The following is a 25,440-nucleotide window of genomic DNA, read 5'->3' as shown; positions in this document are numbered from 1 at the left end:
TCGGCGGCGGCGAAGACAATCTTGATGACACTCGCGACGAAAGATGCAAAAGGCATCACACCTTTCGAGGTTTGCTATGCTGTTGGCCGCTCTCTTGTCCGGCCAAACGCATGCTGCCCTGGTTATCGCCACATATCGTCGCCTTCCCGCCAGTCTCCCAGGCGCTCGATGAACCCGACGGTCTGCTAGCCGCAGGAGGCGCGCTGAGCTCCGACTGGCTGTTGTGTGCCTATCGACAGGGCATCTTCCCCTGGTATGCCGAGGGCCAGCCAGTTCTGTGGTGGTCGCCAAATCCACGTATGGTGCTGTTCCCTGAGGAGATACGCGTCCGCCGAAGTCTGGACAAACGACTGCGCAACGGAGGCTTCGAAGTCAGCTTCGACCGTGCCTTCCCGCGTGTCATCGCCGCTTGCGCCGAAACCCGCGCCGATGCCGAAGGAACCTGGATCGACGACGCCATGCGGAAAGCCTACGTGGATCTTCACCGCCTGGGGCATGCGCACAGCGTCGAAGTCTGGCAGGCGCAGACGCTGGTCGGCGGGTTGTACGGGCTTTCGATCGGGCGCGTCTTTTTCGGCGAATCGATGTTCAGCCAGGTTGCCGATGCTTCGAAGGTAGCGCTGGTGCATTTGGCGCGACACCTTCAGCGTCACGACTTCGCGTTGATTGACTGCCAGATGCATACGCCCCATCTGGCCAGCATGGGTGCCAGAGACATCGCCCGGGAGACATTCCTCGACTACCTTGAGAAGAACGTCAACGCACCCAACCCGGCCAGCCTCTGGCCGACGGAGTCAACGTGAGCAGCGACAATGCGAGCAACCCGCAGCGTCAGGCACGCGATCTTCGTTTTTTCCTGACGGTTCCCCACCCCTGCAGCTACCTGGAGGGGCGGGAGGCAACGACCCTATTTCTCGATCCTCAGGAGACGGTCGCCCCGGAGGTTTACGATGCGCTCACGCTACTGGGCTTTCGGCGCAGCGGCAGCAACCTTTATCGCCCCCACTGCGAGAGCTGCAGCGCGTGCACTTCGGTCAGAATCCCGGTCGACGACTTCACCCCATCGCGGACGCAGCGCAAGCTGATCAATCGCAACCAGGATCTGACACTCAGACTGCGACCGGCCGAATTCGACGAGCAGCACTATGCTCTCTACGCCCGTTATATTCGCGCCCGGCATGCGGATGGCGACATGTTCCCGCCGAGCCGGGAGCAGTACCGGATGTTTCTGGCCCAGACCCATCCGTTCGCCAAGCTGCTGGAATGTCGACTGGGTGATCATCTTATGGCAGTCGCTGCCACGGACATGCTCAGCCATGGCCTGTCGGCGATCTACACCTTCTTCGATCCCGATCCGCTTTTCGAGCGGCGCTCGCTGGGCAGCTTTGCCATCCTCAGCCAGATCGAGCTGGCACGTAAGCGCCACCTCCCCCACGTCTACCTGGGTTACTGGATCCAGGCGTGCCAGAAAATGCGTTACAAGCAGGATTACCAGCCACTCGAGTATCTCAGCGGCGGCCGCTGGCAACGCGTGATCCCGGCAACAGCATTTTCCTAGAAGCGCAGGGAACCCGGCGCGGGCAACTTTGCATGTCGACGAACGACAGCGTCATTCCCCGAATGGCCTTTTAGCGCGATTTCAAGCGGGATTTTTGCCTTCCCTGACGAGATGGCCCATAATATCGCGCACTTCAGAGGCCCAAGCGCGGCTGATAGATGACGACGTGGATGGCAACACTGCCATTCGCGTTATCTCACGTCGATTGACGACCGTGCGGCGCCATGCCAGGCCCTCATACCAAGCCCATGCTCACAACGTTCAAGAGGGATCGCCTATATGGCACGAGAAGATCATATCGAAATGGAAGGCGTGGTCGTCGACACGCTTCCCAACACCATGTTCCGCGTTGAACTGGAAAACGGCCACGTCGTGACCGCCCACATTTCCGGCAAGATGCGCAAGAACTACATCCGCATCCTGACCGGTGACAAGGTCAAGGTAGAGCTGACTCCCTACGACCTCTCCAAAGGCCGCATCGTCTACCGTTCGCGCTAATTCGCGAGCCCATCTCGCGCTTCCCGCCCTGCTTTGGCGGCCTTGCCCGTCATCCTGAAAAAACATCTGACATCGTAGTCTTGCGTCAGACGGGTGAGATGAGATGACACGAATCGAAAAACGCCTCGCCATGTTGCCATGGCGAGGCGTTATCGTTTCCGCGGGATCGAGACGTTGCGCCGTCAGGCGACTTCGGCCTCGGTCTCCAGCTGCAGCTCGTCGTTTTCGACCCGCACGTGCACGATGCCGCCGTTGTCGGCCAGATCGCCGAACAGGATCATCTCTGCCAATGGCTTCTTGAGCTTTTCCTGAATGACGCGCGCCATCGGCCGCGCCCCCATCTCCGGATCGTAACCCTTCTGGGCAAGCCAGACACGAGCGTCTTCGTCGACGTCGAGTTGCACGCGCTTCTCGTCCAGTTGGGCCTGCAGTTCGACCAGGAACTTGTCGACCACGTTGCGGACGATGGAAGGCTCGAGGCCGTGGAACTGAATGATCCCATCGAGACGGTTACGGAACTCCGGCGTAAACGTTCGGCGAATCACTTCCATGCCATCGGTAGAGTGATCCTGCGTCTGGAACCCGATCGAACGACGCGAGATCTGCTCGGCTCCGGCGTTGGACGTCATGATGATGATCACATGGCGGAAGTCCGCCTCGCGGCCGTTGTTGTCGGTCAGGCGACCGTGGTCCATGACCTGCAGCAGCAGATTGAAGACCTCGGGGTGCGCCTTCTCGATCTCGTCGAGCAACAGCACGCAATGCGGCTGCTTGTTGATCGCCTCGGTCAACAGACCGCCCTGATCGTAGCCCACGTATCCCGGCGGGGCGCCGATCAGGCGCGATACCGTGTGACGCTCCATGTACTCCGACATGTCGAAGCGAACCAGCTCGATGCCCATCAGATGGGACAGCTGCCGTGCCACTTCGGTCTTGCCGACGCCGGTCGGCCCGGCGAACAGGAAACTGCCCACCGGTTTGTCCGGCGACTTGAGTCCGGCACGGGACAGCTTGATCGCGGCGGACAGGCTGGTGATCGCCTCATCCTGGCCGAAGACCAGCATCTTCAGATCGCGCTCCAGGTTGGAGAGCAGCTTGCGATCCGAGCTGGACACGCTCTTGGGCGGAATCCGCGCGATGGAAGCCACCACGGCCTCGACCTGATCGACATCGATCGTGGCAATCCGCGCCTCCGGCGGCAGCAGACGCTGATGCGCGCCGGCTTCGTCGATGACGTCGATCGCCTTGTCGGGGAGATGACGATCGTTGATATACCGGTCAGCCAGCCGCGCGGCACTTTCCAGCGCACCGTCGGTGTACTTCAACTGATGATGTTCTTCGAAGCGGCCGCGCAGCCCCTTGAGGATGCGGATGGTGTCCTCGACGGTCGGTTCCGGCACGTCTACCTTCTGGAAACGACGCGCCAGTGCCCGATCCTTCTCGAAGATGCCGCGGAATTCCTGGAACGTGGTCGAACCGATGCAGCGCAGCTCACCGGAAGAGAGCAGCGGCTTGAGCAGGTTGGACGCATCCATGACCCCGCCGGAAGCGGCGCCCGCGCCGATCACCGTATGGATCTCGTCGATGAACAGGATCGAGTTGTCCTGCTTGCGAAGCTCGGCCAACAGCCCTTTCAGGCGCTTCTCGAAGTCGCCCCGATACTTGGTGCCGGCCAGCAATGCGCCCATGTCGAGCGAATAGACCACCGCATCCGCAATAACGTCCGGCACGTCCTCCTCGACGATACGCTTGGCCAGCCCCTCGGCGATGGCGGTCTTGCCGACACCCGCTTCACCCACCAGCAGCGGGTTGTTCTTGCGTCGGCGTGCCAGGATCTGCACCACACGCTCGAGTTCGTGGTCACGTCCGATCAACGGATCGATCTTGCCCAGACGGGCCTGATCGTTGAGGTTGGTGGCGTAGTTGCTCAGCGGGCTCTGGCCGTTCTCGGTGGCCGCCTCTTCGCCCTCCTCGGACTCCTGGGAAGGCTGCTGGGCCTGGCCATGACCGGCCACCTTGGAAATGCCGTGGGCGATGTAGTTCACCGCATCGACCCGGGCCACGCTCTGCTGCTTGAGGAAATAGACGGCCTGACTCTCCTGCTCGGAGAAGATCGCCACCAGCACATTGGCGCCGGTCACCTCGCTCTTGCCGGAAGACTGGACGTGGAAAACGGCACGCTGAAGCACGCGCTGAAAGCCCAGCGTCGGCTGCGTTTCCCGATCGTCCTGCTCTTCGGGAATCAGCGGCGTCGTGGAATTGATGAAATCCTGCAGATCGGCACGAAGCTTTTCCAGATTCGCCCCACAGGCATTCAGCACATCGGCTGCCGAGGCATTATCGAGAAGCGCCAGCAGCAGGTGCTCCACGGTCATAAACTCGTGTCGCTTGGAGCGCGCCACGGTGAAGGCCGTGTTCAGGGTGAGTTCAAGTTCTTTACTCAACATGGCAGTCCCCTTTTAGCCACTGAGGGCGTCGGTCGGCACTTTCACAATCGGGCACAAACAGCGGTTTCGCAAGTCTTCGAAGACAAAAGCGTCGACGATGTGTGTCCGCGTCCTACTCTGCGGCATCCACGTCACACATGAGAGGATGCTCGCACTCTCTTGCATATTCATTGACCTGATGGCATTTGCTCTCCGCGATATCGCGGGTAAAGATGCCGCAGGTCGCCTTTCCCTGGGTATGGACGGCCAGCATGATCTGAACCGCCTTCTCGCTATCCATGGCGAAGAACCGCTGCAGCACCTCGACGACGAACTCCATCGGCGTGTAGTCATCGTTGTACAGCACGACCTTGTACATCGGCGGCGGCGCCAGTTGCGGGTCGGACACCTGCTCGGCGACATCGCCCTGCTCTTCGTGATCAGGGTCGGGAGGGCGTGTCATACCCATGCGCGCCGGCTCCCTGGAAAGGTACAACGACACTCTATCTACGATCTCTGACATACGGTTGTTGGCACGATCTGGATGAGTCCCTGGATGCATCGGCTCGGGTACATCAAGTGGGTCGGGTACATCAAGTTGGGACTGGGTCAGGTATTGGATACCATCGAAGGCCCGAGGTTCCCTGAAGATGCGGCCGATAGAGCCCGTATGCAAGCCTTCACTGAAAATAGTCGCGACAGGCCGCTACCGCCATGGCATCGTGGCCGCGATATCACCGTCGCGGCTATTCAAGAGGAGCGTTGGCGACCCGGCATGAGTCGAATCTATCTATTGCACAAGCCCTATCATGTGCTCTGTCAGTTTACCGATGATCAAGGGCGATCCACCCTGGCCGACTATCTGCAGGTTCCCGACGTCTATCCAGCCGGACGCCTCGATTACGACTCCGAAGGCCTGCTGCTGCTGACCGACGATGGCGCCCTGATCCACCATATCAGCGACCCCCGTCACAAATTACCGAAGCAGTACTGGGTGCAGGTCGAGGGAACGCCTGACGACGCTGCGCTCGAGGCGTTACGACAGGGCGTCACGCTGAAAGACGGCCCGACCCGGCCCACCAGGGTTCGACGATTGACCCGGCCAGAGCCCGCTCCACGGGTCCCGCCGGTTCGCTATCGGGAGTCCATCCCCACGACCTGGCTGGAAATCGAGCTGCGCGAAGGGCGCAATCGACAGGTACGTCGCATGACGGCGCATGTCGGCCACCCGACGCTACGCCTGATTCGCGCCGCCATCGGTCCATGGCGACTGGGCGATCTGCAGCCCGGAGGCTGGCGCAGCGAGACCGTGAACACCCCCCGCAAGCGCTCACCGCGACAGGACCGGAACCCACGATCGAAGCCACGGCGCACTCGATGACCGCCATACCGTTCCCGTTCCGGCCCTCGCGGCGCAGCCCTTCTTCCGACCGCGGGCTTTCGAATTGCCCCAGACCGGGTATGATCGGCTGAACCCCGTGGCCCGGTGTCGAGGGCCGCGCACCGAGTTGGGAGAATGAAGAAATGAATCGCTGGACACCCCGCGTGACCGTTGCCGTGATCGTGGAACGGGCCGGTCGTTACCTGATGGTGGAAGAGGATCGCGGCGGGCCGTTCAGTCTGTTCAACCAGCCTGCCGGTCATCTGGAGCGCGGCGAGCGCCTGATCGCCGCGGCCGAACGCGAAGTTCGCGAAGAGTCCGCCTGGCAGATCGCCATCACCGATTACCTGGGACTCTACGTTCACCAGACTTCGGATGGCCTCACGTTCCATAGCCACGCCTTCATCAGCCTGCCGCTGGCGCATCTGGGCAATCCGCTAGACAAGGGGATCATCGGCGCTCACTGGCTGACCTACGACGAAATCGACGATCTCGATCGCAGCCGCCGCCTGCGCAGCCCGGTGGTGATGCAGCGATTGCGTGACGCGCGTGACGGCCGCCGCTACCCGCTCGATCTCATTCGCGAGCGCTGAGACCGGTCCCGCGGTCGAGGGCCGCTCGCGTGGCGGGAATACTGTCAGGCTCGATGCCCAGACCCGCTTTCGGCTATAATCCCGGGTCATTTATTCAGGGCGGCGCCCGTTTCGTCGTCGCGCCCAGCCGCCGACGCATCCGATGTCATCGCCCGCCTTCACCTGTCCTCGGGAATCGCCATGACCACTGACAGCTTGCCCAGCGATAGCGTGCGCTCACCCAACGCAGGCGACTTGCCGCTCCAAAAGAAGGCCAAGAAGGTCATCGTCGGCATGTCGGGGGGCGTCGATTCCTCCGTGACTGCGTTGCTGCTGATCCAGCAGGGCTATCACGTCGAAGGCCTGTTCATGAAGAACTGGGACGAGGACGACGGCACCGAGTACTGTACGGCGATGGCGGATCTGGCCGATGCCCAGGCGGTCAGCGATACGCTAGGCATCAAGCTGCACACGGCCAATTTCGCCGCCGAATACTGGGATAACGTCTTCGAGCACTTCCTGGCGGAGTATCAGGCAGGCCGAACGCCGAATCCGGATATCCTTTGCAACCGTGAAATCAAGTTCAAGGTCTTCCTCGACTACGCCGAGATGCTCGGCGCGGATCTGATCGCCACCGGCCACTACGTTCGCCGAGGTGCCGACGATGCCGATGGCCGGGCGCAACTGCTCAAGGGTCTCGATGGCAATAAGGACCAGAGCTATTTCCTGCATGCCGTTCCCGGCGATGCCATCGCGCGCACGCTGTTCCCCGTAGGCGAACTGGAAAAGCCCGAGGTCAGGGCGCTGGCCGAACGTCACGGCCTGGCCACGGCGCGCAAGAAGGATTCCACCGGCATCTGCTTCATTGGTGAACGCCGCTTCAGCGACTTCCTCAAGCAGTACCTGCCCGCCCAGCCCGGCCGCATCGAGACGCCGGAAGGCGATCTGGTCGGCGAGCACATGGGGCTGATGTATTACACCCTGGGGCAGCGACGCGGCCTGGGTATCGGCGGTCTCAAGGATCACAGTGAAGAACCGTGGTTCGTCGCCGCCAAGGATCTCGAGCGCAACGTCCTGATCGTCGTCCAGGGCGAACATCCGCTGCTTTACAGCGATGTCGTGTACTGCGAACCGGCAGCCTGGGTGGCGGGCGAACCGCCGGCGAAGTCGCGTCTCAGTGCAAAGACCCGCTATCGCCAGCAGGACGTCGCCTGCGAGGTGACACTGCTGGCCGATGGCGAGATCGAGGTTCGCTTCGATGAGCCTCAGCGGGCGGTCACGCCCGGCCAATCGCTGGTGCTCTACGATGGCGACGTGTGTCTCGGTGGCGCTGTCATCCGCGCCACCGAGACCGCCGATACGGCGGCCGTCGCCGAATTGACCGGCGCAGCGCGGCCCGACACCAACCTTACCGCAACGACGGGGAGCCAGCGTTCGGCATGAATCCAACGCCCATTCAATCGGCACCGCTCGACGGCAATGGCCGGCAGGCGCTGGCCCTGGCCGGTGTCTTTCAGGCGGCTTCCGTGGTCGATCAGCTCGCCCGTACCGGCCAGTGCGACGAACGCGCCTGGAACACGCTGCTCCGCGCGACGCTGGATACCAACCCGCCGAGTTTCGAATCGATCTACGGCGGCCATCACAACAACCTGCGCCTGGGCATCGATACCCTGCTCGCGGTGATGTCCCGCCAGCATGCCCAGCCGGCGGTGATGCGCTACGGCTTCTCGATGGTGTTGCTGATGCAACGGCTGCGCAAGGACGATGCCATGATGAGCACCCTCGGCCAGCGTCTCGTCCGCATCCAGGGCCAGGCGGAACATTTCGGCGAGACGCACGAGAACGTCATCGCCAGTCTCGGCGAGCTGTATCAGGAGACGCTTTCCACCTTTCGCTACCGGATCGTGGTGCAGGGCGAGCCCAGCCTGCTGCAGAGCCGAATGATGCCGGAACGTATCCGCACCGCCCTTCTCGCCGGCGTGCGCTTCGCCCTGCTATGGCATCAGCAGGGCGGCCGCCGCTGGCGTCTGATCTTCCAGCGCGGCGCCATCAGGCGCACGCTGCGCGAGCTCGACGCCCACTGATGTCGAGCCCCATGAATTCGTTAACCGCGAGCTTCGAGCTCGTGCGAGCCTTCGGGAACCCAAGATGATCGAACTTTCCGCATTGACCGCCCTCTCCCCCGTCGATGGCCGCTACGCAGCCAAAGCCGCGCCGCTACGCGAACATTTCAGCGAGTTCGGCCTGATCCGGGCTCGCGTCACCGTCGAGGTGCGCTGGCTCGAACGATTGGCGGCCCATCCCGGTATCGCCGAAGTGCCGCCACTTTCCGCAGGGGCACAGGCGTTTCTGGACAAGCTGGTGAAGGAATTTTCCATCGCCGATGCCGAACGCATCAAGACCATCGAACGCACGACCAACCACGACGTCAAGGCCGTCGAGTACTTCCTCAAGGAAGCGATTGCCGACCAGCCCGAGCTGCACGCCATCACCGAATTCGTTCACTTCGCGTGTACCAGCGAGGACATCAACAACCTTTCCTATGCCCTGATGATGCGCGACGGCCTGGCCGCGCTGCTGCCGACGATGCATCAGGTTCACGATGCCATCGCCAAGCTAGCGCACGAGCATGCCGAACAGCCGATGCTGTCGCGTACCCATGGCCAGACCGCCAGCCCCACGACGCTGGGCAAGGAGATGGCCAATGTCGCCTACCGCCTGCAGCGCCAGCTCAAGCAGATCGAGTCGGTGGAACTGCTGGGCAAGATCAACGGCGCCGTGGGCAACTACAACGCTCACCTGGCGACCTATCCGGAGATCGACTGGGCCGACAACGCCCGCATGTTCGTCGAATCGCTCGGGCTCACGTTCAACCCCTATACCACCCAGATCGAACCCCACGACTACATCGCGGAGCTGTTCGATGCCATCAGCCGCTTCAACACCATCCTGATCGACTTCGATCGCGACGTGTGGGGCTACATCTCGCTGGGCTACTTCAAGCAACGCACCGTTGCCGGGGAGATCGGCTCCTCCACGATGCCGCACAAAGTCAACCCGATCGACTTCGAGAACTCCGAAGGCAATCTGGGGCTGGCCAACGCGCTGCTCGATCACCTGGCCCGCAAGTTGCCGATCTCCCGCTGGCAGCGTGATCTGACCGACTCCACCGTGCTGCGCAATCTCGGCGTCGGCCTGGCCTATGGGCTGATTGCCTACGAAGCCTCGCTCAAGGGTATCGGCAAGCTCGAGGCCAATCCGCAGCGTCTCGACGACGACCTGGACCAGAGCTGGGAAGTGCTGGCCGAGCCGATCCAGACTGTCATGCGCCGCTACGGGATCGAAAAGCCCTACGAGAAACTCAAGGAACTGACCCGCGGCAAGCGCATCGACCAGGCCGGTTTTGCCGCCTTCATCGACACGCTCGCCCTGCCGGACGAAGTCAAGATCGAGCTCAAGGCGCTATCACCGGCAAGCTACATCGGTAACGCCATCGATCAGGCCAAAGCGCTTTAAGCCCTCAACGATACCCAACTGGAGATCGATATGACGTCGGCCAACTCGCCCCGCACCCTGCTCGGCGGCCTCACGCCCGCCCAGTTTCTCAGCCAGCACTGGCAGAAATCGCCGCTGCTGATCCGCGGCGCACTGCCCGGCTTCGTCTCGCCACTGGAGCCGGACGATCTGGCGGGCCTGGCCTGCGAGGAAGGCATCGAAGCCAGGCTGGTCGAGGAGCATGGCCCCGACAAGGCGTGGCAGGTCAGCCATGGCCCGTTCGACGAGGAGACTTTCTCGCGCCTGCCGGTCAGCGGCTGGTCGCTGCTGGTGCAGGCTGTCGATCACTATATGCCCGAAGTCGCCGAGCTGCTGGAAGCGTTCGACTTCATACCGCGCTGGCGCCTCGACGACATCATGGTCAGCTACGCCCCGCCTGGCGGCAGCGTGGGCGCGCACGTCGATCAGTACGATGTCTTCCTGCTGCAGGCCAGCGGCCGGCGTCGCTGGCAACTGGGCGGCACGCCCGGTAACGACGCCAGGCTGATTCCCGGTATCGATCTGCGGATTCTGGAAGACTTCACCGTCGAAGCCGACCAGGACTGGGTGCTGGAGCCGGGCGACATGCTCTATCTGCCCCCCGGCGTCGCTCATCATGGCATCAGCGACGCCGACGACTGCCTGACCTTCTCGATCGGCTTCCGGGCGCCCTCCAGCGATGAGGTCGTGACCTCGTTTGCCGACTATATCGGCGAGCAACTCGGCGACAGTCGGCGCTATGGCGATTCCGATCTGCAGCCGCCGGCCGCCATCGGCGAACTGGACGATCAGGCGATCGCCCGTGTCCGCGCCTTGCTGCTGGATGCCATCGACAGGCCGGAACAGATGGCGCAATGGTTCGGTCGCGCCATGACCCAGCCCAAGTACCTGGATCAGTTGGTCCCGCCCGAGTCCCCAAGCGATCCGAACGATCTTCGAGCCGCCCTGGAGAGCGGCAGCGAGTTGACCCACAGCCTCGGCTCGCGCTTTGCCTGGCGCCGGCTGGATGACGCCCGGGCCACGCTGTTCGCCGATGGAGACGCCATCGTCTGCGATCTCGAGCTGGCGCAGTATCTGTCGGCTAACCCTCGCCTCGACGCGAAGGTACTCGAGTTTCCGGATAGCGAATCCCTGCTCGCCGCTCTCGTCGATAGCGGTAGCTTGAGCGTACCCGAGGAAGATGATCAGTGATCAGGATCATCGGGGGCAGTGGCAGCGATGCCTACACTCCGAGTAGAGAGACGTAGTGTCGTGGAAGACATTCTGTACTGGACGCATTTTAGAACACTGTTTTAATGTATTGATTCAGTGTACCCGGCACGAAGCCAAATCTGGATGTTAAGGAGAATCGATATGAAACGACTCATCGCCCCCGCGCTGGTCATGAGCCTGCTGGCCCTGGCTGGCTGTACCAACAACTCGACGTATTCAGGTGACGTCTACCGCGGCGATCAGGCGGGTACCGCACAATCCGTCAGCTACGGCACCATTCAGTCGGTTCGTCCGGTACAGATCCAGGGCGGCAACGGCGAAAGCGTTCTCGGCAGCCTCGGCGGCGCCGTGATCGGCGGTCTGCTGGGCAACCAGGTCGGTGGCGGCTCTGGGCGTACCATTGCGACCGCCGCCGGCGCCATCGGTGGGACCGTCGCCGGCAGCAAGATTCAGCAGGCGACGGACCGCGTCGACGGTTACGAGCTCGAAATTCGTCAGGACAGCGGTCAGAACGTCGTGGTCGTTCAGAAGGCCGACCGCAACTGGCAGGTGGGTCAGCGCGTCAAGCTGGTTGCCAGCGGCTCGAGCGTGAGCGTGGCCCCCTATTGATCCAAGCAACGACGGATCCAGGCAACCAGGACGGCTAAAAGCGTGTCCGGTGTAGAAAGCCGTCTATAGCAGACGTCAACGGCGCCCTTGGGGCGCCGTTTTCGTTAGCGTAGTATTAATTCCAAAGGTTATCGACGCTTTACCTACACTGTTGTATGTTGTGTAGGTCACATTCGTTCAAGGGAATAATACGATTCATGAAGGGACTCACGTGGACAAGAACCGGCTTTGCCATCGCCCTGGCTGGAATATCCGGCTCGGTTTGGGCTGATGGCATCCTGACACTGAAATCGGAAAACGATATTTTTGCCAGTGGTGACGACGGCCACTATACCAACGGGCTGGAGATCGACTGGTCTTTCAAACCCGACCGGGATCACTGGACTCGCGCTCTTGCCGAGGCCCTGCCCGGCTGGAGCGCAGCCTCGCTCGATGGAGCCGCTTATCGTTTCGGACAACAGATCTATACTCCCGAAGATATCGACGAGAGACGTTTGATCGAAGACGACCGCCCCTATGCTGGCGTCCTATATGCCGGACTTTCCCTGTTCGATGACGAACAGCTCGTCGGATGGCGTCACACCAGCGGCTTGTATTTCGATGTCGGCCTCGTCGGACCAGGCTCCGGCGGCCATACCGTACAGCAGAATTTCCACCATCTCATCAATAGCGATGAACCCAAGGGCTGGCACAATCAGCTTCATAACGAGCCGTTCGTCAACGTGGCCTACAACACCGCCTGGTGGAAGCAAAGCCAACTGGGCGCACTGGAAGCCGAATACGGCCCTTCGGTCGGATTCGCGGCCGGCAATCTCTATACCTATGCCGCAACGGGGCTCGGGCTGCGCCTGGGTCAAGGATTGAACAAGAGTTTCGGCGTTCCGGCCGTGGCACCCGCCCAAGGCAGCCAGATCTTTTTCGAAGCCAACAGTGGCTTCAACTGGTACGTCTTTGCCAATGTCGAAGGTCGGTTCATGGCCTATAACATGCTGCTCGACGGCAATACGTTCGAGGACAGTCACTCCGTCGACCGACGCCCCTGGGTCGGCGATGCTCAGGCCGGCCTGGCGCTCTCCTGGAATCGCTGGCAGCTGACCTACAGCTCCGTCTGGCGTACCCACGAGTTCGAAACACAGGACAGCGGCGATCAGTTTGGCTCGATCACGCTGTCGACCTGGCTGTAACGTCGTCGGTGCTCGTCACCGCAAGCGCATCTCAAGCATCTACATCTCAAACGCACGACGGGCGATGCTTCAAGCATCGCCCGTCGTACATGATGACCTTGGCCCGGATGACAGGCCAGCGGCCATTCAGTGCAATCTGGCTTTACGCATTCCCCAGCAGACGACGCGCTTGCCCACCCAGAGACCGATTGCCAGCAGGATCAGCGTCAACAGCATGGAGACGGGATTCACGATGAAGGTTGCCCCAAGCACGGCCAGGGCGATCGCCATCATCCAGCGATCCTGGGCGGGATCTCCCTGTAGCTGTGCCGGCAGCCGGCGCTTGACCGCCCCTCCAAGCGCACCATCCCAAGCCTTGAGCAATAGAAAAAGCAAAACGGCGAAGGCAATGAGCCAAACGACGAAAACGGTCATGACGAACTTCTCCTCAACCGCAGGATCACGGTGGTTTATCCTCGAATCAGGGTAACCACACCCATGAAACGGCGCAACTGCTATGGAGGCGGTCCGAGGGCCGCATCGAGCCGGCTAGACCAATATCCAACGTCATTGCGACCTGACAGAAAGGCCGTGGCACGTTAGGATGGGAAAGACATGCACAAACGCAAAGGTTTCGAGATGCAGATTGCCCAGAACTCCGTGGTCGCGTTCCACTACACACTGACCAATGATGCGGGAGAGGTGCTGGACAGTTCCGAAGGTCGTGAGCCGCTGACCTATCTTCACGGTGCGGGCAACATCATTCCGGGCCTCGAGAAGGAACTCGAGGGTCACGGCAGCGGTGATAAGCTTCAGGTCGCCGTCGCACCGAGCGAAGGTTATGGCGAAGTCCAGCCGGCACTGGTTCAGGAAGTTCCGCGCGATGCCTTTCAGGGTGTCGATAACGTCGAGCCCGGCATGCAGTTCCAGGCACAGACTCAGGAAGGCCCGCTGATGGTCACCGTCACCAAGGTAGAAGGCGATACCGTGACGGTCGATGGCAATCATCCGCTGGCCGGTGAAAAGCTGAACTTCGATGTCGAGATCGCCGAAGTTCGCGAAGCGACAGAAGAAGAAGTATCCCATGGTCATGTCCATGGCGAAGGTGGTCACCAGCATTGATCGTGTCGGATCCCGCCTAACGGGATCCGCTATCGGTGTCACCGCCACCACGTAAAAGGGCAGCCTCATGGCTGCCCTTTTTAATGCTCGCGGAATGCTCGATCGAGACGCCGACACTCACGACCGATCTCAACCTTCGCTGGCCAGCATGACCCGCTGGGCCAGTTGCGTGCGCTCGACGGGGCGCCGCGCCTGCCAGTAGTAGCGCTTCCAGTAGACGTTATCGAGACGAGACAATTTCACGCCCTGAGATGACGAGGCGTGGAGGAAATAACCATCGCCCACGTAGACGCCGACATGGTTGTAGGGTCCCGGCGGCCGGAAAAAGACCAGATCCCCCGCCTTGAGGCTACTCTCCGCCACTCGACTCCCTTCCAGTACCTGCTCTTCTGTCGTACGCGGCAGCTCGAGAGCGAAGGCTTCTACGAACACGTGCTGCATCAATGCGGAGCAATCGATACCGTTTCGCGTCGTCCCGCCGAGCACGTAAGGTGTTCCCACCCAACGCTCATGCTCGTCCAGCAGCGCCTTGCGAATAACTGCCGGAGAGACATTCTGCAGACGAAAGTCCCGGATTGTCCGAGGCACAGGTGCCACACTCCGGTTTTCGCTGGCAGCAACGGTCGGGGATTTGACCAGGGGAAGTGAATACTGCGCGTTGACCTGTTGTTGTTTTACAGGAGCCGAGCAACCGGACATGACCATCACCAGTGCCAGCCCCATGGCTGTGCGTCTTAGCATTCAGCGCGACCTCGTTCGCCTGTGAGCCGTCACGGGCACCGCCTGTCTATAGGCGACTCGTGAGGAGTCGCCCGGCGAAATGGAGTCGCTGTGGTGGTGACACACCTCGACGAGGTGTCACCGCCAAAACGGCCTGTATTCGGCTCGAATCATCGATCAATCGGACAGAAAAAAGCCACGCCCTCTTTCCAGTGGGCGTAGCACAGCGGAGATCATATGTCATTGAAAACGCTTTGGCGAGTCTTCCGGATCAACGAACGGCATCAATGCAGATGATGCGCCTCGCCCGGCAGGATATCGACATGGAGCGATGTCCAGTGCGTCATGGCGCTACCGGGGAAATCGAGGCTCGCCCAGGCGCCGGCCAACAGCGGCCTGGCTTCCAGCCAGGCGTTGAGAGCCTCCCGAAAGCGCATCAGAAAGGCCTCGCGTTCAGGCGTGTCGTCCATGAAGAATCCGAAGCCGCTGTACAGCCCTTCGGCGTAATCGTGCCAACTGCTGTAATGCTGCCCTGCCAGGCGCATCGCGGCATCAAGATAGTAGGAAAGCCGATCCTCGTCGAGCCAATCGAGCTGCCTACCCGCCAAGGCGAGATCCACCAGCTGCGCGATATCCCAGGCGGTCATGTCCTGATCGTTGCAATGGCAGGCATTGTCCCGCACGTGCTTCAGACGCAATAGATGAATTCGCTCCTCGTCCGCACACTCTCCCGACTCGAGAATCGCGATTTCCGCCTCGAGCCGAGTCCGATTGAGCGTGTAGGGCGCATAATTGACCTGGTAATCCTGGCGGTCACCCGCTTCGACCAGAAAATCCAGGAAGTCGATGAGCCCGGAGGCACCCTGCAAGGCATATTGGTGCTCTATCCACTCCCCCAACGCCTGCCGATCCTGTGGCGCCAGAGGCTGAGGCGCCTGCCACAGTGCTTCATTGAGCGGCCCAGCGAGCGATATCGCCGTGAAGCGCGTCAATGTTGGTCGCACGCCTGGCTCGAGCCAGGTCAGTGACCGCGACGGTGTCAGCCAGTGAAACGGCGACCCCGGATCATGCCGATGCCAGGCAATATCATCCGCCAGCGAGACTTCGTCAGGCGCTTCATCCTGACTCAGGACGGTCTCCCAGGCATGCCAGGCCGAGAGCATGCGCAAGAGGTCGCTATAAAACCGACTCAACACATCACATAGCGACTGGGCCAGCGCCTTGATCTCGGAAGTCGGATAGCGACCGCTATCGGCGGCCATCACCAGATAGAACGCATACTTTTCCGCCATGGCGATCGTCGCTGCATGATCGGCACAGGCAGCCAGACGCCGCGATGCCTTCTGAGACGATTTTCGACCAACGCGATGGCGAGAGTCCGCCGCCAGCTGATTGAGATGATGCGCCTGCGCAGGCATCCAGAACCTCGCCAGCCCAGCGGTTCCCTCTTCCCGGCGTAGGCCGAGAACTTCTTCGAGGTAGCGCTCGGCATCCTGAATCCGAGCCTGCCCCAGCGGCTCATCGAGATGCCGCCGATGAATCAGATCCGGGTCCCGTATCGCCGCAATGGCCAGCACCCAGCTGTCGGCTTCTCCACGCTGGCGCTGGATGAACGCTCGCGCCAGGTGGCGCTGTTCCTCTTCCAGAATGCGGGAAAGAGGCGTCTCCCACGGGCTTCGGCTGGCGACCAGCAGCCCACTCCAATCGCTGTCGAACGTCTCCCGCAAATCCCGACCTTCGAACAGGCTGCGCCCTCGTTGATAGGCACGCGCAACCGCTTCCCAGTCGGTGTAGCGCTGCTGCAGGAGATCGATGGCATGGGCCGCGAACACTTCGGCCTCCGAGGCAGAAAGCCAGCCAGCGCAGTAGCCAAGGTAAGCCTGATCGACGAGCCGCAGCCAGTCCCACGCGGCCCAGTCCAGCGGCTCCTCTTCGGCCAGAAACCGCAACAGCACCCGGCCGTAATCCTGCTGGTCGCCCAATCCGGATAACCACTCGACGCGAGATTCCGCCCCTTGGCGCGCGAGTCGAACCGCGTCCATCTCCCAACCGTAGCGATGCCCCTGACCCGCAAGCCAGAACAACAGGGACTTGAGCTCATCCGGACCGCGGACCTCGCCCTGCTCACACAGCAACGCCTGTTGCTGCCGCTGTTCTTCCGCGGAGCACTGGATTGGCCAGGCAAGAACCGGCGCGATGGCGGCTCTGGCTCGCCACAGATCGGCGGGCCAAAGCGGAGCTGGCGCATCGATCGATTTCAGGCTGTGTCGAACCTTGAGCCAGGAAACGCCTCGCTGCTGCCGTTCCCGGGCCACTAGCGCTTGCCCCGCCATATCCAGCGCCGGGTCACCCAGATGTGTCAATGCCTGCAACCAGGCCTTGAGCGTCGGCATGCTGGTCACGATGTCGCGCGCCAGGGCAAGCAGCCAAGCCTCATCCGTTCGAGGATGGGTCCAGCCCACGGTACTTCCCAGCGCCAGCAACTCCAGAGCGGCCAGCCGTGCGATTGAAAGCTCGCCTGTGTCGGACGCGTTCTCCCAGAGTCGCCACGCAAACTCGTCCCGACTATCGATCCCGAGCAACGTCAGGCGCTCGAACGCCTGCTCGGCGCTGAGTGCCAGTCGAGGATCGCTGACAAGGGGCCAACCGCAAAGCGTCAGTTGCTGGGCCCACCATGGGACGAGAAGTTCGCTCAAGAGAGACCTCATGCTACGAGAAACGGCTTGCGCCGGACGCCGAATGGATTCCGACAGGGCGCATGCGGCGGCACAGTATACCGGAAAGGTGCTCGATACCGGAAAGGTGCTCGCGCGCCGATGGCATGGCGCACGACGACATGACAGAGACCTAGTTCAGCTTCTCGGTATGAGAGCGCGGGGACTCGCCGAGCAGGTGGCGTAACAGGAACTTCCTGACGCGCACCACGAACTGCTCCTGGAACAGCACGCAGAAGAGCACGGTCAGAACGAGAAACAACGGGTACAGCCAGAGGTGCAACTCACCCGCCGCCGCCAGACAGCCCTGAAAATCCGTCAAGCACAAGCCCGGATCACCGGAGAGCACACGCTCGACTCGCGAGAACACGGCATAAAGCGGCACATGCAGCGCGAACATCGGCAACGATGCACCGCCCAGTCGGGTTGCCCAGCGCATCAGACGGCGATTGCGAGGCTCCCCCCAATGCGCGGCGACGTAGATCAGCGCCAGTTGCGCTGGCAGCAGCAGACCATTATGCAGGGCGTAGTACCAGGCATGTCCCAGCCCCAGGAGCGTCACTGCGACGACCACGCTGACGGCAACGAGCAACAGCGTCAGACAGCACTGGGGAAGCGTCATCAGCCGCCCCTGCGCCTTGCGTTGCGCATAGAACGTGCAAAGCAAGATGCCGGCGGCGAACTCAGGCAGACGAATCAGCGGGTTGCGGTGCAGGATGCCGGTTTCGGGCACGCCGTAATCGGTCGTCAGAATGACATACAAAGGCGGAATCAAGTAGATCAGATTGACCAGCAGCATGGCGCGACGCGGGTGCAGAACGCGGCGCAGTCGAGGCGCCAGCCAGGGAAACGTCAGGTAAAAGAAGAACAACGCCGAGATCGACCAGGACGGCGGATTGAAGGTCAGATATAGCGGATTCCAGGCATGCAGCAAGGTGAAATTGAGCAGCAGATTGATGCCGGTTTCCAGCGGCCCCATGGTGTGGTTCAGGCTCTTCCAGTCGAGCTGGCCGATATCGTTATTGACGTCATACACGACGAACCGCAGCGAGATATCGCTATCCCCCGGTGCGATTGCCAGGTAGCCGACCAATGCCGATACCGCCATGGCGAGAAGCAGTGATCCGATGTGGATCGGGTAGAGATTCGAGAAGCGCTTGAGCCAGAAGCTTCTGGGTGGCTCGCGCATCTGGTATGACGAATCGAGATAGACGTGCGTCAACAGAAAGCCGGATAGCACGAAAAAGGCGCTGGTCGAGAAGAAACCGATATCGGTCACGTAGTGCGACCAATCGCGAATGGAAGGATAGTTGTGAAGCGTATGAAAAATGACGATGTAGAGGCCGAGCAGAAAGCGCAGCCATTCGAGCCCAATGAAGCGCTCTTTACGCGTGCCGGTCGTTGAATCGGGCATCCTTGCAGATCTCTGTCCGTCAAAGGCGCTAGTGTACCCGATTCCTGTCAGCAAACACTTGGCCTGAATTGCTTTCCGCGAGCGCGACGGTCAGCCAGAACCAAGAAAGCCGCGCAACGCGCGGCTTTCTCTCCTGGACCCAACGGTACGGAGTCCGCCTAGGCTTTCTTCACCTTGGCGACGATCCACAACAGGATGATCGCACCAATGGTCGCCACGACCAGGGACCCGATCAGCCCGTTCGACGATAGCCCCAGGAGACTGAACAGGAAGCCGCCGATCACGGCACCAACGATGCCGACGACGATATTCCCGAGAATACCGAACCCACCGCCTCGCATGACTTTTCCAGCAATCCAGCCCGCAATGCCACCAATAATCAGCCACAGGATGAAGCCCATAGTGTTACTCCTTGATTCCCTTCAGCATGAACAGCTCATCGGGCAACTTCTCATTGCCTAGTCCAAGCATAGACAGCATTCTCGAATTGTTCGAAGTTCGAGACCAAAACGGGCCCACATGTGTGGAACCGCTTTCGCGTCGACAGGCGCATGGCAGCCGCAATTCAATGGAATGCCGGCACCCGTAGCGATACTTTTGGCGGCAATCCGTAATGACGCCAGGCAGCGTGAGCCTCGGGATCCTCCCACACTCGCCAGTGCAACTGGGAAAGCATCACCGGATCATCCAGAAACGCCAGGCGCTCGAGATTGCCCATCGACATCGGCCCCTGCTTGACGGCTTGGCTGACGCGCTCATGGCGTCTCCGTTTCAGCGGCTCGGCATGTGCATGGCGAGCCGTCCCCAGCGCCGTTGCCAAGGCATTCGATATCGGGTCCATGACCACTTGAACAAAAGTCGGCGTGGGCGCAGCGGCATTCATTCTGCCCAGATGACGCACCATCCGGCGCAGTACACGCGGAGGATGAGTCTCTTCAGGGATCCGGAACAGCCGCGCGCGGAAGCAGGCGCTTCCCAGCGATACCCGACTGGATAGCGTCGAGACCGGTATCGATATCATCATCGCCCCCACGATCGGCGACAGCCACCACAGGAAGGTCGGTTCCATGAGATAGACCCCCACGGCCCAGACCGCCCCGATCACGGTTTGACTCCAGTGATTGCGAATCGCATCTCCCCAGGTCGTGTCGCTGTTTTCACGAGACGGCGACCGCCACTGGATGGCCCAGCCCATGATCGAGGTCAGCACGAAACGCGTGTGAAACAGCATCCGTACCGGTGCCAGCGCCATCGAGAACAGCGATTCCAGCACCATGCTCGCCAGTACCTTGAGCGGCCCGCCGAACTGGCGACTTCCCTGAACCCACACCAGAATCACGCTCAACACCTTGGGCAGGAACAGCAGCGTTGCGGTGGCACCGAACAGCCCGACGGCAAGCGTGGGGTTCCACTGCGGCCATACCGGGAACATCATCCCCGGCTCCGGGAAATAGTTGGGCGTACTCAGCGTATGAACGGCAAGCAGCGCCGTCGACAGGACCAGGAAAAGACACCACAACGGCGCAGAGATATAGGACATCAGGCCGGTCAGGAACACCGCGCGGTGAACGGGATGGATCCCCTTGGAGAGAAACAGCCTGAAATTCATCAGATTGCCGTGGCACCAGCGTCGATCCCGGTTGAGCTCGTCGAGCAGGTTGGGCGGCATCTCCTCATAGCTTCCCTCCAGCTCGTAGGCGATCCAGACGCCCCAGCCGGCACGCCGCATCAGCGCCGCCTCGACGAAATCATGAGACAGGATCTCGCCGGACATCGAGCCCTTGCCGGGTAACGGTGCCAGCATGCAGTGCTGCATGAATGGCGCCATGCGGATGATGGCGTTGTGCCCCCAGTAATGCGATTCGCCCAGCTGCCAGAAGTGAAGTCCGGCAGTAAACAGCGGCCCATATACCCGCGTAGCGAACTGCTGCATGCGGGCATAGAGATTCAATCGCCCGGAAGCCCTGGGCGCCGTCTGGACGATACCGGCATCCGGGTGCGCCTCCATCATCTGAACCAGACGTGTGAGACAGGCCCCGCTCATCACGCTGTCGGCGTCCAGTACCAGCATGTAGCGATAGAGCGCGCCCCAGCGACGACAGAAGTCATCGAGGTTGCCGCTCTTGCGCTTCACCCGGCGCTGACGACGACGGTAGAACACCTGGCCAAAGGCATCGAGATCGCGGCACAGAGCCAGCCAGGCGTGGGTCTCCTGGATCGCGATGTCGGGATCGTAGGTATCGCTCAGGATAAAGACATCGAAATGGCGACCGTTGCCGCTCTGGCGCAGGGACTCGATCGTCGCGCGAACGCCGGCGAAAACTCGCGGGACGTCCTCGTTGCAGATCGGCACCAGCAATGCCGTGCGCGCGTCGTCCGGGATCGGCTCGTCGCCGACCTCGGAATCGATGGCGTAGCGATCCCGGCCTCGCAGCAGCTGGAAGAAGCCCATCAGGGCGGTCCAGAAGCCGGCGGAAACCCACGCAAACAGCAGCACGAACAGCGCCAGAATGGCAACTTCCAGCCATTGCTGGCCCTGATAGGGCAATACCGTTCGCATCTGGTTGGCGGCTACGACGCTCTGGCCGAAAATCAGCACCAGCAATACCCAGCGCCGCGCGCTCGCGATCCACTGCCAGCGCGGGGTCGGCTTGGCCTCGCGCTGCCTGCGCCGATAGCCACGATCTGCCCAGTTCTTCAGACGCTGGCCAAACCGCACGAAGGGATTGGTGGACCACGCCTCCGGTGCCAGTGGCGTCCGCCGCATGGGCGGCGCTGTCTGCAGGCGGGTGATCCCATGCTCGTCGGTGCTCAGAACGTCCGGCGGCGCCAGCGGCGGCTCGGCATAGGCCAGCGCCAGGCGACGCCCCACCGATGTGGCGGCAGGATCATCGCTGTCGACCTCTCGCCCGCCCAACGCCGCATGCAGCGATGCCATATCGTGAGTGTTCAGATCGCTGGCGAGCAGCTTGCGCCGCTCGTCACGATCCTGGGTTTCCAGTGCCAACCGCTCCAGGTATTGCTCGGCTGACGTCATCCGTGAGCTGGACGTCGCTTCAGCCATTGGCAGGCAGCCGGTAGTACCAGGTTTCGGAGACCCGCTTGTCGCCCTGATTCAGATAGGCGCGGATATCCAGCGGCTGGGCGTTGTCGCTGCGCTTGATCTTGACGAACACACGCCAGCCGCCGGTCGCCGGGTTACGCTCGGTAGAGGCGTCGACCAGTTCGCCATTGTCGCCGACACTGGCCTGAACGCTCAGGTTGGCATCATCGCCAAGGCCGGAGAGCGAAGGGCCTTCGAAATCCAGCACGAAGGCAAGCGAGCCGTCTGCTTCACGCACCAGATTGTCCTTACGCACTTCGCCACGCGAGCGGCGGGTCTGCTCGACCCAGGCCAGCGATGGGTCGACGTAACGGCTCTCGTCCTTGGTCACGGTGAAGCGATAATCGTAATCCAGCGGCGTGCCCGGTTGCGGAGCGGTTTCCGGCAGCCACATCGACACGATGTTGTCGTTGGTTTCATTGGGGGTCGGGATCTGGATCAGCTCGATCTTGCCCGCGCCCCACTCGTTCTGGGGTTCGATCCAGGCGCTCGGCCGCAGGTCGTAACGGCTGTCCAGATCCTGGTAGCTGTCGAACTCGTGATCACGCTGCATCAGGCCATAACCACGCAGGCGCGGTGTCGCATGCTCGTTGATCATCAGCTTCGCCGGATTGGCCAGCGGCCGCCAGGTCCAGCCGTTCTGAGAGTCGCTGATCAGCAGGCCGTTGGAGTCATGAATGGCCGGACGGTAGTTCAGCGTCGATGAGGGCTGCTCCGGACCATAGAGATACATGCTGGTGAGCGGCGCCACACCCAGCTTCTCGACCGCGCGACGCAAGAAAAGCCGCGACTTGACGTCGACCACGGTGTCGGCACCCGGGCGAAGAACGAAGCGATAGGCGCCCGTCAGGCTGGGAGAATCCAGCAACGCGAAGATGGTCAGATACTGGCTCGTCTTGCTCGGCTTGACGATCCAGAACTCCTTGAAACGAGGGAATTCTTCGCCGGAAGGCAACCCCGTGTCCACGGCGAGGCCGCGACCGGAAACGCCATAGACCTGGTTCTTGCCGACGACGCGAAAGTAGCTCGCGCCGAGGAATACCATCGTCTCGTCCTTGCGATCCGCCTGGTTGAGGGCGTAATTGACCTTGAAGCCCGCGATGCCCAAGTCATCGTCGTTCTTGGCGCTGTCCGGCAAATCGAGATTGCCGTAGGTAAAGTCATCGGGATTGTAGGCGAAATCCTGAACGCCCTGATCATCGACACTATGAAGCTGAATGGCACTGTCGTAATGCATGCCCTCATGGAAGAAGCTCAGAGTGAAAGGCACCCCGTCTCCACTCCAGACATCGCGGTCACGCTTGTACTGGATCTGCTCATACTGGCCGTAGTCCAGATTACGCAGCGCTTCCGGCAGATTTTTCTCAGGTTCGCTATAACCCTGCTTCGAGAGGTCTTCGGCTTTCTTCGCGACATCATCGAAACCAAAAGCCAATACATTTTGGGCGATACCGCTGAGTAGCAACCCTGTCAGGGCTACCACCGGAAGAAGCGCCTTGCGTTTTTCAAGGTTACTCCGCCGGATCGATGCACTCACACTCATACTCCTGTCATAACTATCTTGGCCGATATCAACGAGCTCGAAATGTTCAAGACCGCACATAGCCATATCGTAAACGGTCAGCTCAGCCGGTAGCCGCACTGCCGGTATTCAGGACGCGGACGCAACTCACGATGAAGGACGACGAGATAACGAAGCCTCCGTGCTTCGTATGGCCGAAGTCTAGCATACGCTACACTGCGGACACGGAAAGACCTCGATACCGGTCTGCGACCGCGCTATTTGACTCATGTTCTATTCACACACACTTTATTAGCCCGCGCCCCGGTTCACCGACGGATGAGGCCGATGAATGCGTATCGATTCGCACCCCAACCAGGTGAACATGACAACCGGATTACGCCGCTGGCTGGGCATAATGGCGTATCTGGTCATTTTCAGCTACCCCCTCGTCCACGCCGACCACCTCTATCGTGACGATATCTGGCGCAGCTTCCATGGCGAAATGGGGTGGGTCTCCAACGGGCGTCCGCTCTCCAGCCTGATCGCCTTCCTTGTCAATGGTGGCCCGCGTCTTGCCGATCTCGCGCCACTGCCGCTATGGCTGGGGCTGGCTGCCATCACCGCGGCGATTCTGCTGTGGCGCCGTCGCCTGCTTGCATTTGACACGGGTTATGCCTGGCTCGCGATGCTGATACTGGTCGTACAGCCATTTTTCCTACAAAACCTCTCCTATCACTTCGATGCGTTGCCCATGGCGCTCGCCCTGGCCTGCGCCATTGCCGGTATCGCCTGCGCCCTGGACCCGCGCGAAAACCATCTCTGGAAAGCGCGGTTTCGCTGGCTGACGGGCGGGGCCGGCGTACTGGCTTCGCTGCTGTTCTACCAGCCGGCGGCCAACGTCTACTTCATCCTGCTGGCATTTCATGTTGCCTTGACCATCTCGCACCATGGCCGCCCGGACTGGAACCGGCACCTGGGGGCACTGGCGGTGGGCGTGTTGGCACTGGTGATATCGAAGCTCGTCTCCGCGGCATTGATCGAGGGCGACTACAGCGAGCAGCACAGCAGGCTGGCGCCGCTCGGGCAGTTGCCCGGCCACCTGCTCGACCAGACCGGGCAATTCTGGCATTACGCGGCAACGATGGTGGACACGCCCACCTGGTGGCTATTCACGGCGCTGGCCATCGTGACACCGACAGGCTTGCTGGTCGCCGCGTGTCGCCGCCGCAGCGTCCCCGGGCTGCCGGTAATGGTGCTGGTGCTGGTCTGCTTGCCCTTCGGCGGGCTGGGATTCCTCTCGGCCCTGGCCCATCCGATCTGGCAACCCAGGGTGATGATGGGTTTCGGCGCGCTGTATGCCGGCCTGCTGTTCTGCGTTCTTCATTGGCTGGGACGTCCACGCCAGTCCAAGGGCTGGCCCCTGCTGGGTTGGCCACTGATCGTCTTGGCACTCGGCACGCCACTGACCCTGGCTTACGCCTACGGCAACGCACAGCGTCAACAGGCGCTCTTCGCCGATGAGGTGTCGATGCAACTGATCGACGATCTCGCCATACAGCCATCAGCCGCGCCGTTGGTCATCGATGGAACGCTGCCCTTCACGCGTGCGACACGTAACGCGATCGCCGTGCATCCCTTGATTGGCGAGCTGATCCATCCCTATCTCGACAATGGCTACTGGTGGGGCTATCAGGATCTCTACCGTCGCGGGCTTTCCTCTGCCTTCGAACTCGGTGACGACCCACCGCTACGCCGACGTTTCGAGGCGCAGTGCCACCATCTGACACCGCTATCCCGGCGCGCCTGGTATACGCTCTACCAGTTCGAGGGGCATTACGTGGTGTCTTTCGATCGCAAGTGTCATCACGCATTGACCACGACCGAACTTCCGATCGATGACTGAGCCGATC

At 61.3% G+C, this 25,440-nt stretch carries 22 protein-coding genes; 13 read left to right on the top strand and 9 right to left on the bottom strand.

The window, feature by feature from the left end; genetic code table 11:
- Positions 1-110 precede the first annotated feature (110 nt).
- The 3 genes from aat (at position 111) to infA (ending at position 2,056) form a co-directional block, all read left to right on the top strand.
- The gene (aat, locus tag DOM32_RS12040) at positions 111-803 is read left to right on the top strand and encodes a leucyl/phenylalanyl-tRNA--protein transferase (RefSeq protein ID WP_071233265.1); all 693 of its coding nucleotides are present in this window, start codon (positions 111-113) and stop codon (positions 801-803) included.
- Positions 800-1,558 (top strand): arginyltransferase, encoded by a 759-nt coding sequence (locus tag DOM32_RS12035; protein ID WP_071233186.1) that lies wholly within the window; start codon positions 800-802, stop codon positions 1,556-1,558. Before aat ends, DOM32_RS12035 begins: the two co-directional genes overlap by 4 nt.
- 279 nt (positions 1,559-1,837) lie before the next feature.
- Complete coding sequence (gene infA, locus DOM32_RS12030; RefSeq protein WP_013332816.1) at positions 1,838-2,056, top strand: translation initiation factor IF-1; 219 nt, start codon at positions 1,838-1,840, stop codon at positions 2,054-2,056.
- A 182-nt stretch (positions 2,057-2,238) separates the two neighbouring features.
- Here the strand turns inward: infA and clpA are convergent, their stop codons facing one another.
- The gene (clpA, locus tag DOM32_RS12025) at positions 2,239-4,503 is read right to left on the bottom strand and encodes an ATP-dependent Clp protease ATP-binding subunit ClpA (protein WP_071233187.1); all 2,265 of its coding nucleotides are present in this window, start codon (positions 4,501-4,503) and stop codon (positions 2,239-2,241) included.
- Between the two features lie 112 nt (positions 4,504-4,615).
- The gene (gene clpS, locus DOM32_RS12020) at positions 4,616-4,945 is read right to left on the bottom strand and encodes an ATP-dependent Clp protease adapter ClpS (RefSeq protein ID WP_420876623.1); all 330 of its coding nucleotides are present in this window, start codon (positions 4,943-4,945) and stop codon (positions 4,616-4,618) included.
- Between the two features lie 312 nt (positions 4,946-5,257).
- Here clpS and DOM32_RS12015 point away from each other — a divergent pair, with 312 nt between their 5' ends.
- The 8 genes from DOM32_RS12015 to DOM32_RS11980 all read left to right on the top strand — a co-directional run bounded on the left by DOM32_RS12015 (position 5,258) and on the right by DOM32_RS11980 (position 12,974).
- Complete coding sequence (locus tag DOM32_RS12015) at positions 5,258-5,863, top strand: pseudouridine synthase (protein ID WP_110634850.1); 606 nt, start codon at positions 5,258-5,260, stop codon at positions 5,861-5,863.
- Positions 5,864-6,006: 143 nt separating this feature from the next.
- Positions 6,007-6,456 carry an NUDIX domain-containing protein gene (locus DOM32_RS12010; RefSeq protein WP_071233190.1) on the top strand — a complete coding sequence of 150 codons (450 nt, stop codon included), beginning with the start codon at positions 6,007-6,009 and terminating at the stop codon, positions 6,454-6,456.
- A 180-nt stretch (positions 6,457-6,636) separates the two neighbouring features.
- Positions 6,637-7,878, top strand: coding sequence for a tRNA 2-thiouridine(34) synthase MnmA (mnmA, locus tag DOM32_RS12005; protein ID WP_110634776.1), 1,242 nt, complete (start codon positions 6,637-6,639; stop codon positions 7,876-7,878).
- A complete protein-coding gene (gene hflD, locus DOM32_RS12000) occupies positions 7,875-8,519 on the top strand; it encodes a high frequency lysogenization protein HflD (RefSeq protein ID WP_110634773.1) in 645 nt (214 codons plus the stop codon). The genes mnmA and hflD overlap by 4 nt, the downstream gene beginning before the upstream one ends.
- Before the next feature lie 67 nt (positions 8,520-8,586).
- Positions 8,587-9,951 (top strand): adenylosuccinate lyase, encoded by a 1,365-nt coding sequence (gene purB, locus DOM32_RS11995; protein WP_110634847.1) that lies wholly within the window; start codon positions 8,587-8,589, stop codon positions 9,949-9,951.
- 30 nt (positions 9,952-9,981) lie between these two features.
- A complete protein-coding gene (locus DOM32_RS11990) occupies positions 9,982-11,160 on the top strand; it encodes a ribosomal protein uL16 3-hydroxylase (RefSeq protein ID WP_110634770.1) in 1,179 nt (392 codons plus the stop codon).
- 162 nt (positions 11,161-11,322) lie between these two features.
- Positions 11,323-11,790, top strand: a complete 468-nt coding sequence (locus tag DOM32_RS11985; protein WP_071233193.1) for an outer membrane lipoprotein — start codon at positions 11,323-11,325, stop codon at positions 11,788-11,790.
- A 197-nt stretch (positions 11,791-11,987) separates the two neighbouring features.
- Positions 11,988-12,974: a lipid A deacylase LpxR family protein gene (locus tag DOM32_RS11980; protein ID WP_110634767.1), complete on the top strand. Its 987-nt coding sequence runs from the start codon at positions 11,988-11,990 to the stop codon at positions 12,972-12,974.
- Between the two features lie 126 nt (positions 12,975-13,100).
- Here DOM32_RS11980 and DOM32_RS11975 read toward each other — a convergent pair whose 3' ends face one another.
- Positions 13,101-13,388 (bottom strand): hypothetical protein, encoded by a 288-nt coding sequence (locus DOM32_RS11975; RefSeq protein ID WP_071233195.1) that lies wholly within the window; start codon positions 13,386-13,388, stop codon positions 13,101-13,103.
- Positions 13,389-13,592: 204 nt separating this feature from the next.
- Between DOM32_RS11975 and slyD the strand changes: the two genes are divergently transcribed.
- The gene (gene slyD, locus DOM32_RS11970; protein WP_071233268.1) at positions 13,593-14,075 is read left to right on the top strand and encodes a peptidylprolyl isomerase; all 483 of its coding nucleotides are present in this window, start codon (positions 13,593-13,595) and stop codon (positions 14,073-14,075) included.
- 129 nt (positions 14,076-14,204) lie between these two features.
- Here slyD and DOM32_RS11965 read toward each other — a convergent pair whose 3' ends face one another.
- The 6 genes from DOM32_RS11965 to DOM32_RS11940 all read right to left on the bottom strand — a co-directional run bounded on the left by DOM32_RS11965 (position 14,205) and on the right by DOM32_RS11940 (position 23,563).
- Positions 14,205-14,816 (bottom strand): C40 family peptidase, encoded by a 612-nt coding sequence (locus DOM32_RS11965; RefSeq protein ID WP_110634764.1) that lies wholly within the window; start codon positions 14,814-14,816, stop codon positions 14,205-14,207.
- Positions 14,817-15,079: 263 nt separating this feature from the next.
- The gene (locus DOM32_RS11960; protein WP_244179905.1) at positions 15,080-17,491 is read right to left on the bottom strand and encodes a DUF1266 domain-containing protein; all 2,412 of its coding nucleotides are present in this window, start codon (positions 17,489-17,491) and stop codon (positions 15,080-15,082) included.
- Between the two features lie 151 nt (positions 17,492-17,642).
- Positions 17,643-18,923 carry an acyltransferase family protein gene (locus DOM32_RS11955; protein ID WP_071233198.1) on the bottom strand — a complete coding sequence of 427 codons (1,281 nt, stop codon included), beginning with the start codon at positions 18,921-18,923 and terminating at the stop codon, positions 17,643-17,645.
- A gap of 158 nt (positions 18,924-19,081) precedes the next feature.
- Positions 19,082-19,324 carry a GlsB/YeaQ/YmgE family stress response membrane protein gene (locus DOM32_RS11950; protein WP_071233199.1) on the bottom strand — a complete coding sequence of 81 codons (243 nt, stop codon included), beginning with the start codon at positions 19,322-19,324 and terminating at the stop codon, positions 19,082-19,084.
- 164 nt (positions 19,325-19,488) lie between these two features.
- The gene (mdoH, locus tag DOM32_RS11945) at positions 19,489-21,960 is read right to left on the bottom strand and encodes a glucans biosynthesis glucosyltransferase MdoH (protein WP_110634759.1); all 2,472 of its coding nucleotides are present in this window, start codon (positions 21,958-21,960) and stop codon (positions 19,489-19,491) included.
- Positions 21,961-21,979: 19 nt separating this feature from the next.
- The gene (locus tag DOM32_RS11940; RefSeq protein ID WP_244179904.1) at positions 21,980-23,563 is read right to left on the bottom strand and encodes a glucan biosynthesis protein G; all 1,584 of its coding nucleotides are present in this window, start codon (positions 23,561-23,563) and stop codon (positions 21,980-21,982) included.
- Between the two features lie 316 nt (positions 23,564-23,879).
- Here DOM32_RS11940 and DOM32_RS11935 point away from each other — a divergent pair, with 316 nt between their 5' ends.
- Positions 23,880-25,433 carry a glucosyltransferase domain-containing protein gene (locus tag DOM32_RS11935; RefSeq protein ID WP_110634756.1) on the top strand — a complete coding sequence of 518 codons (1,554 nt, stop codon included), beginning with the start codon at positions 23,880-23,882 and terminating at the stop codon, positions 25,431-25,433.
- The last annotated feature ends 7 nt before the right edge of the window (positions 25,434-25,440 follow it).

Origin of the sequence: Salinicola salarius (assembly GCF_003206135.1) — a bacterium.
Taxonomy (GTDB): domain Bacteria; phylum Pseudomonadota; class Gammaproteobacteria; order Pseudomonadales; family Halomonadaceae; genus Salinicola; species Salinicola salarius.
Note: the sequence above shows the minus strand (reverse complement) of the source record. Positions and strands in the feature narration are given on the sequence as shown.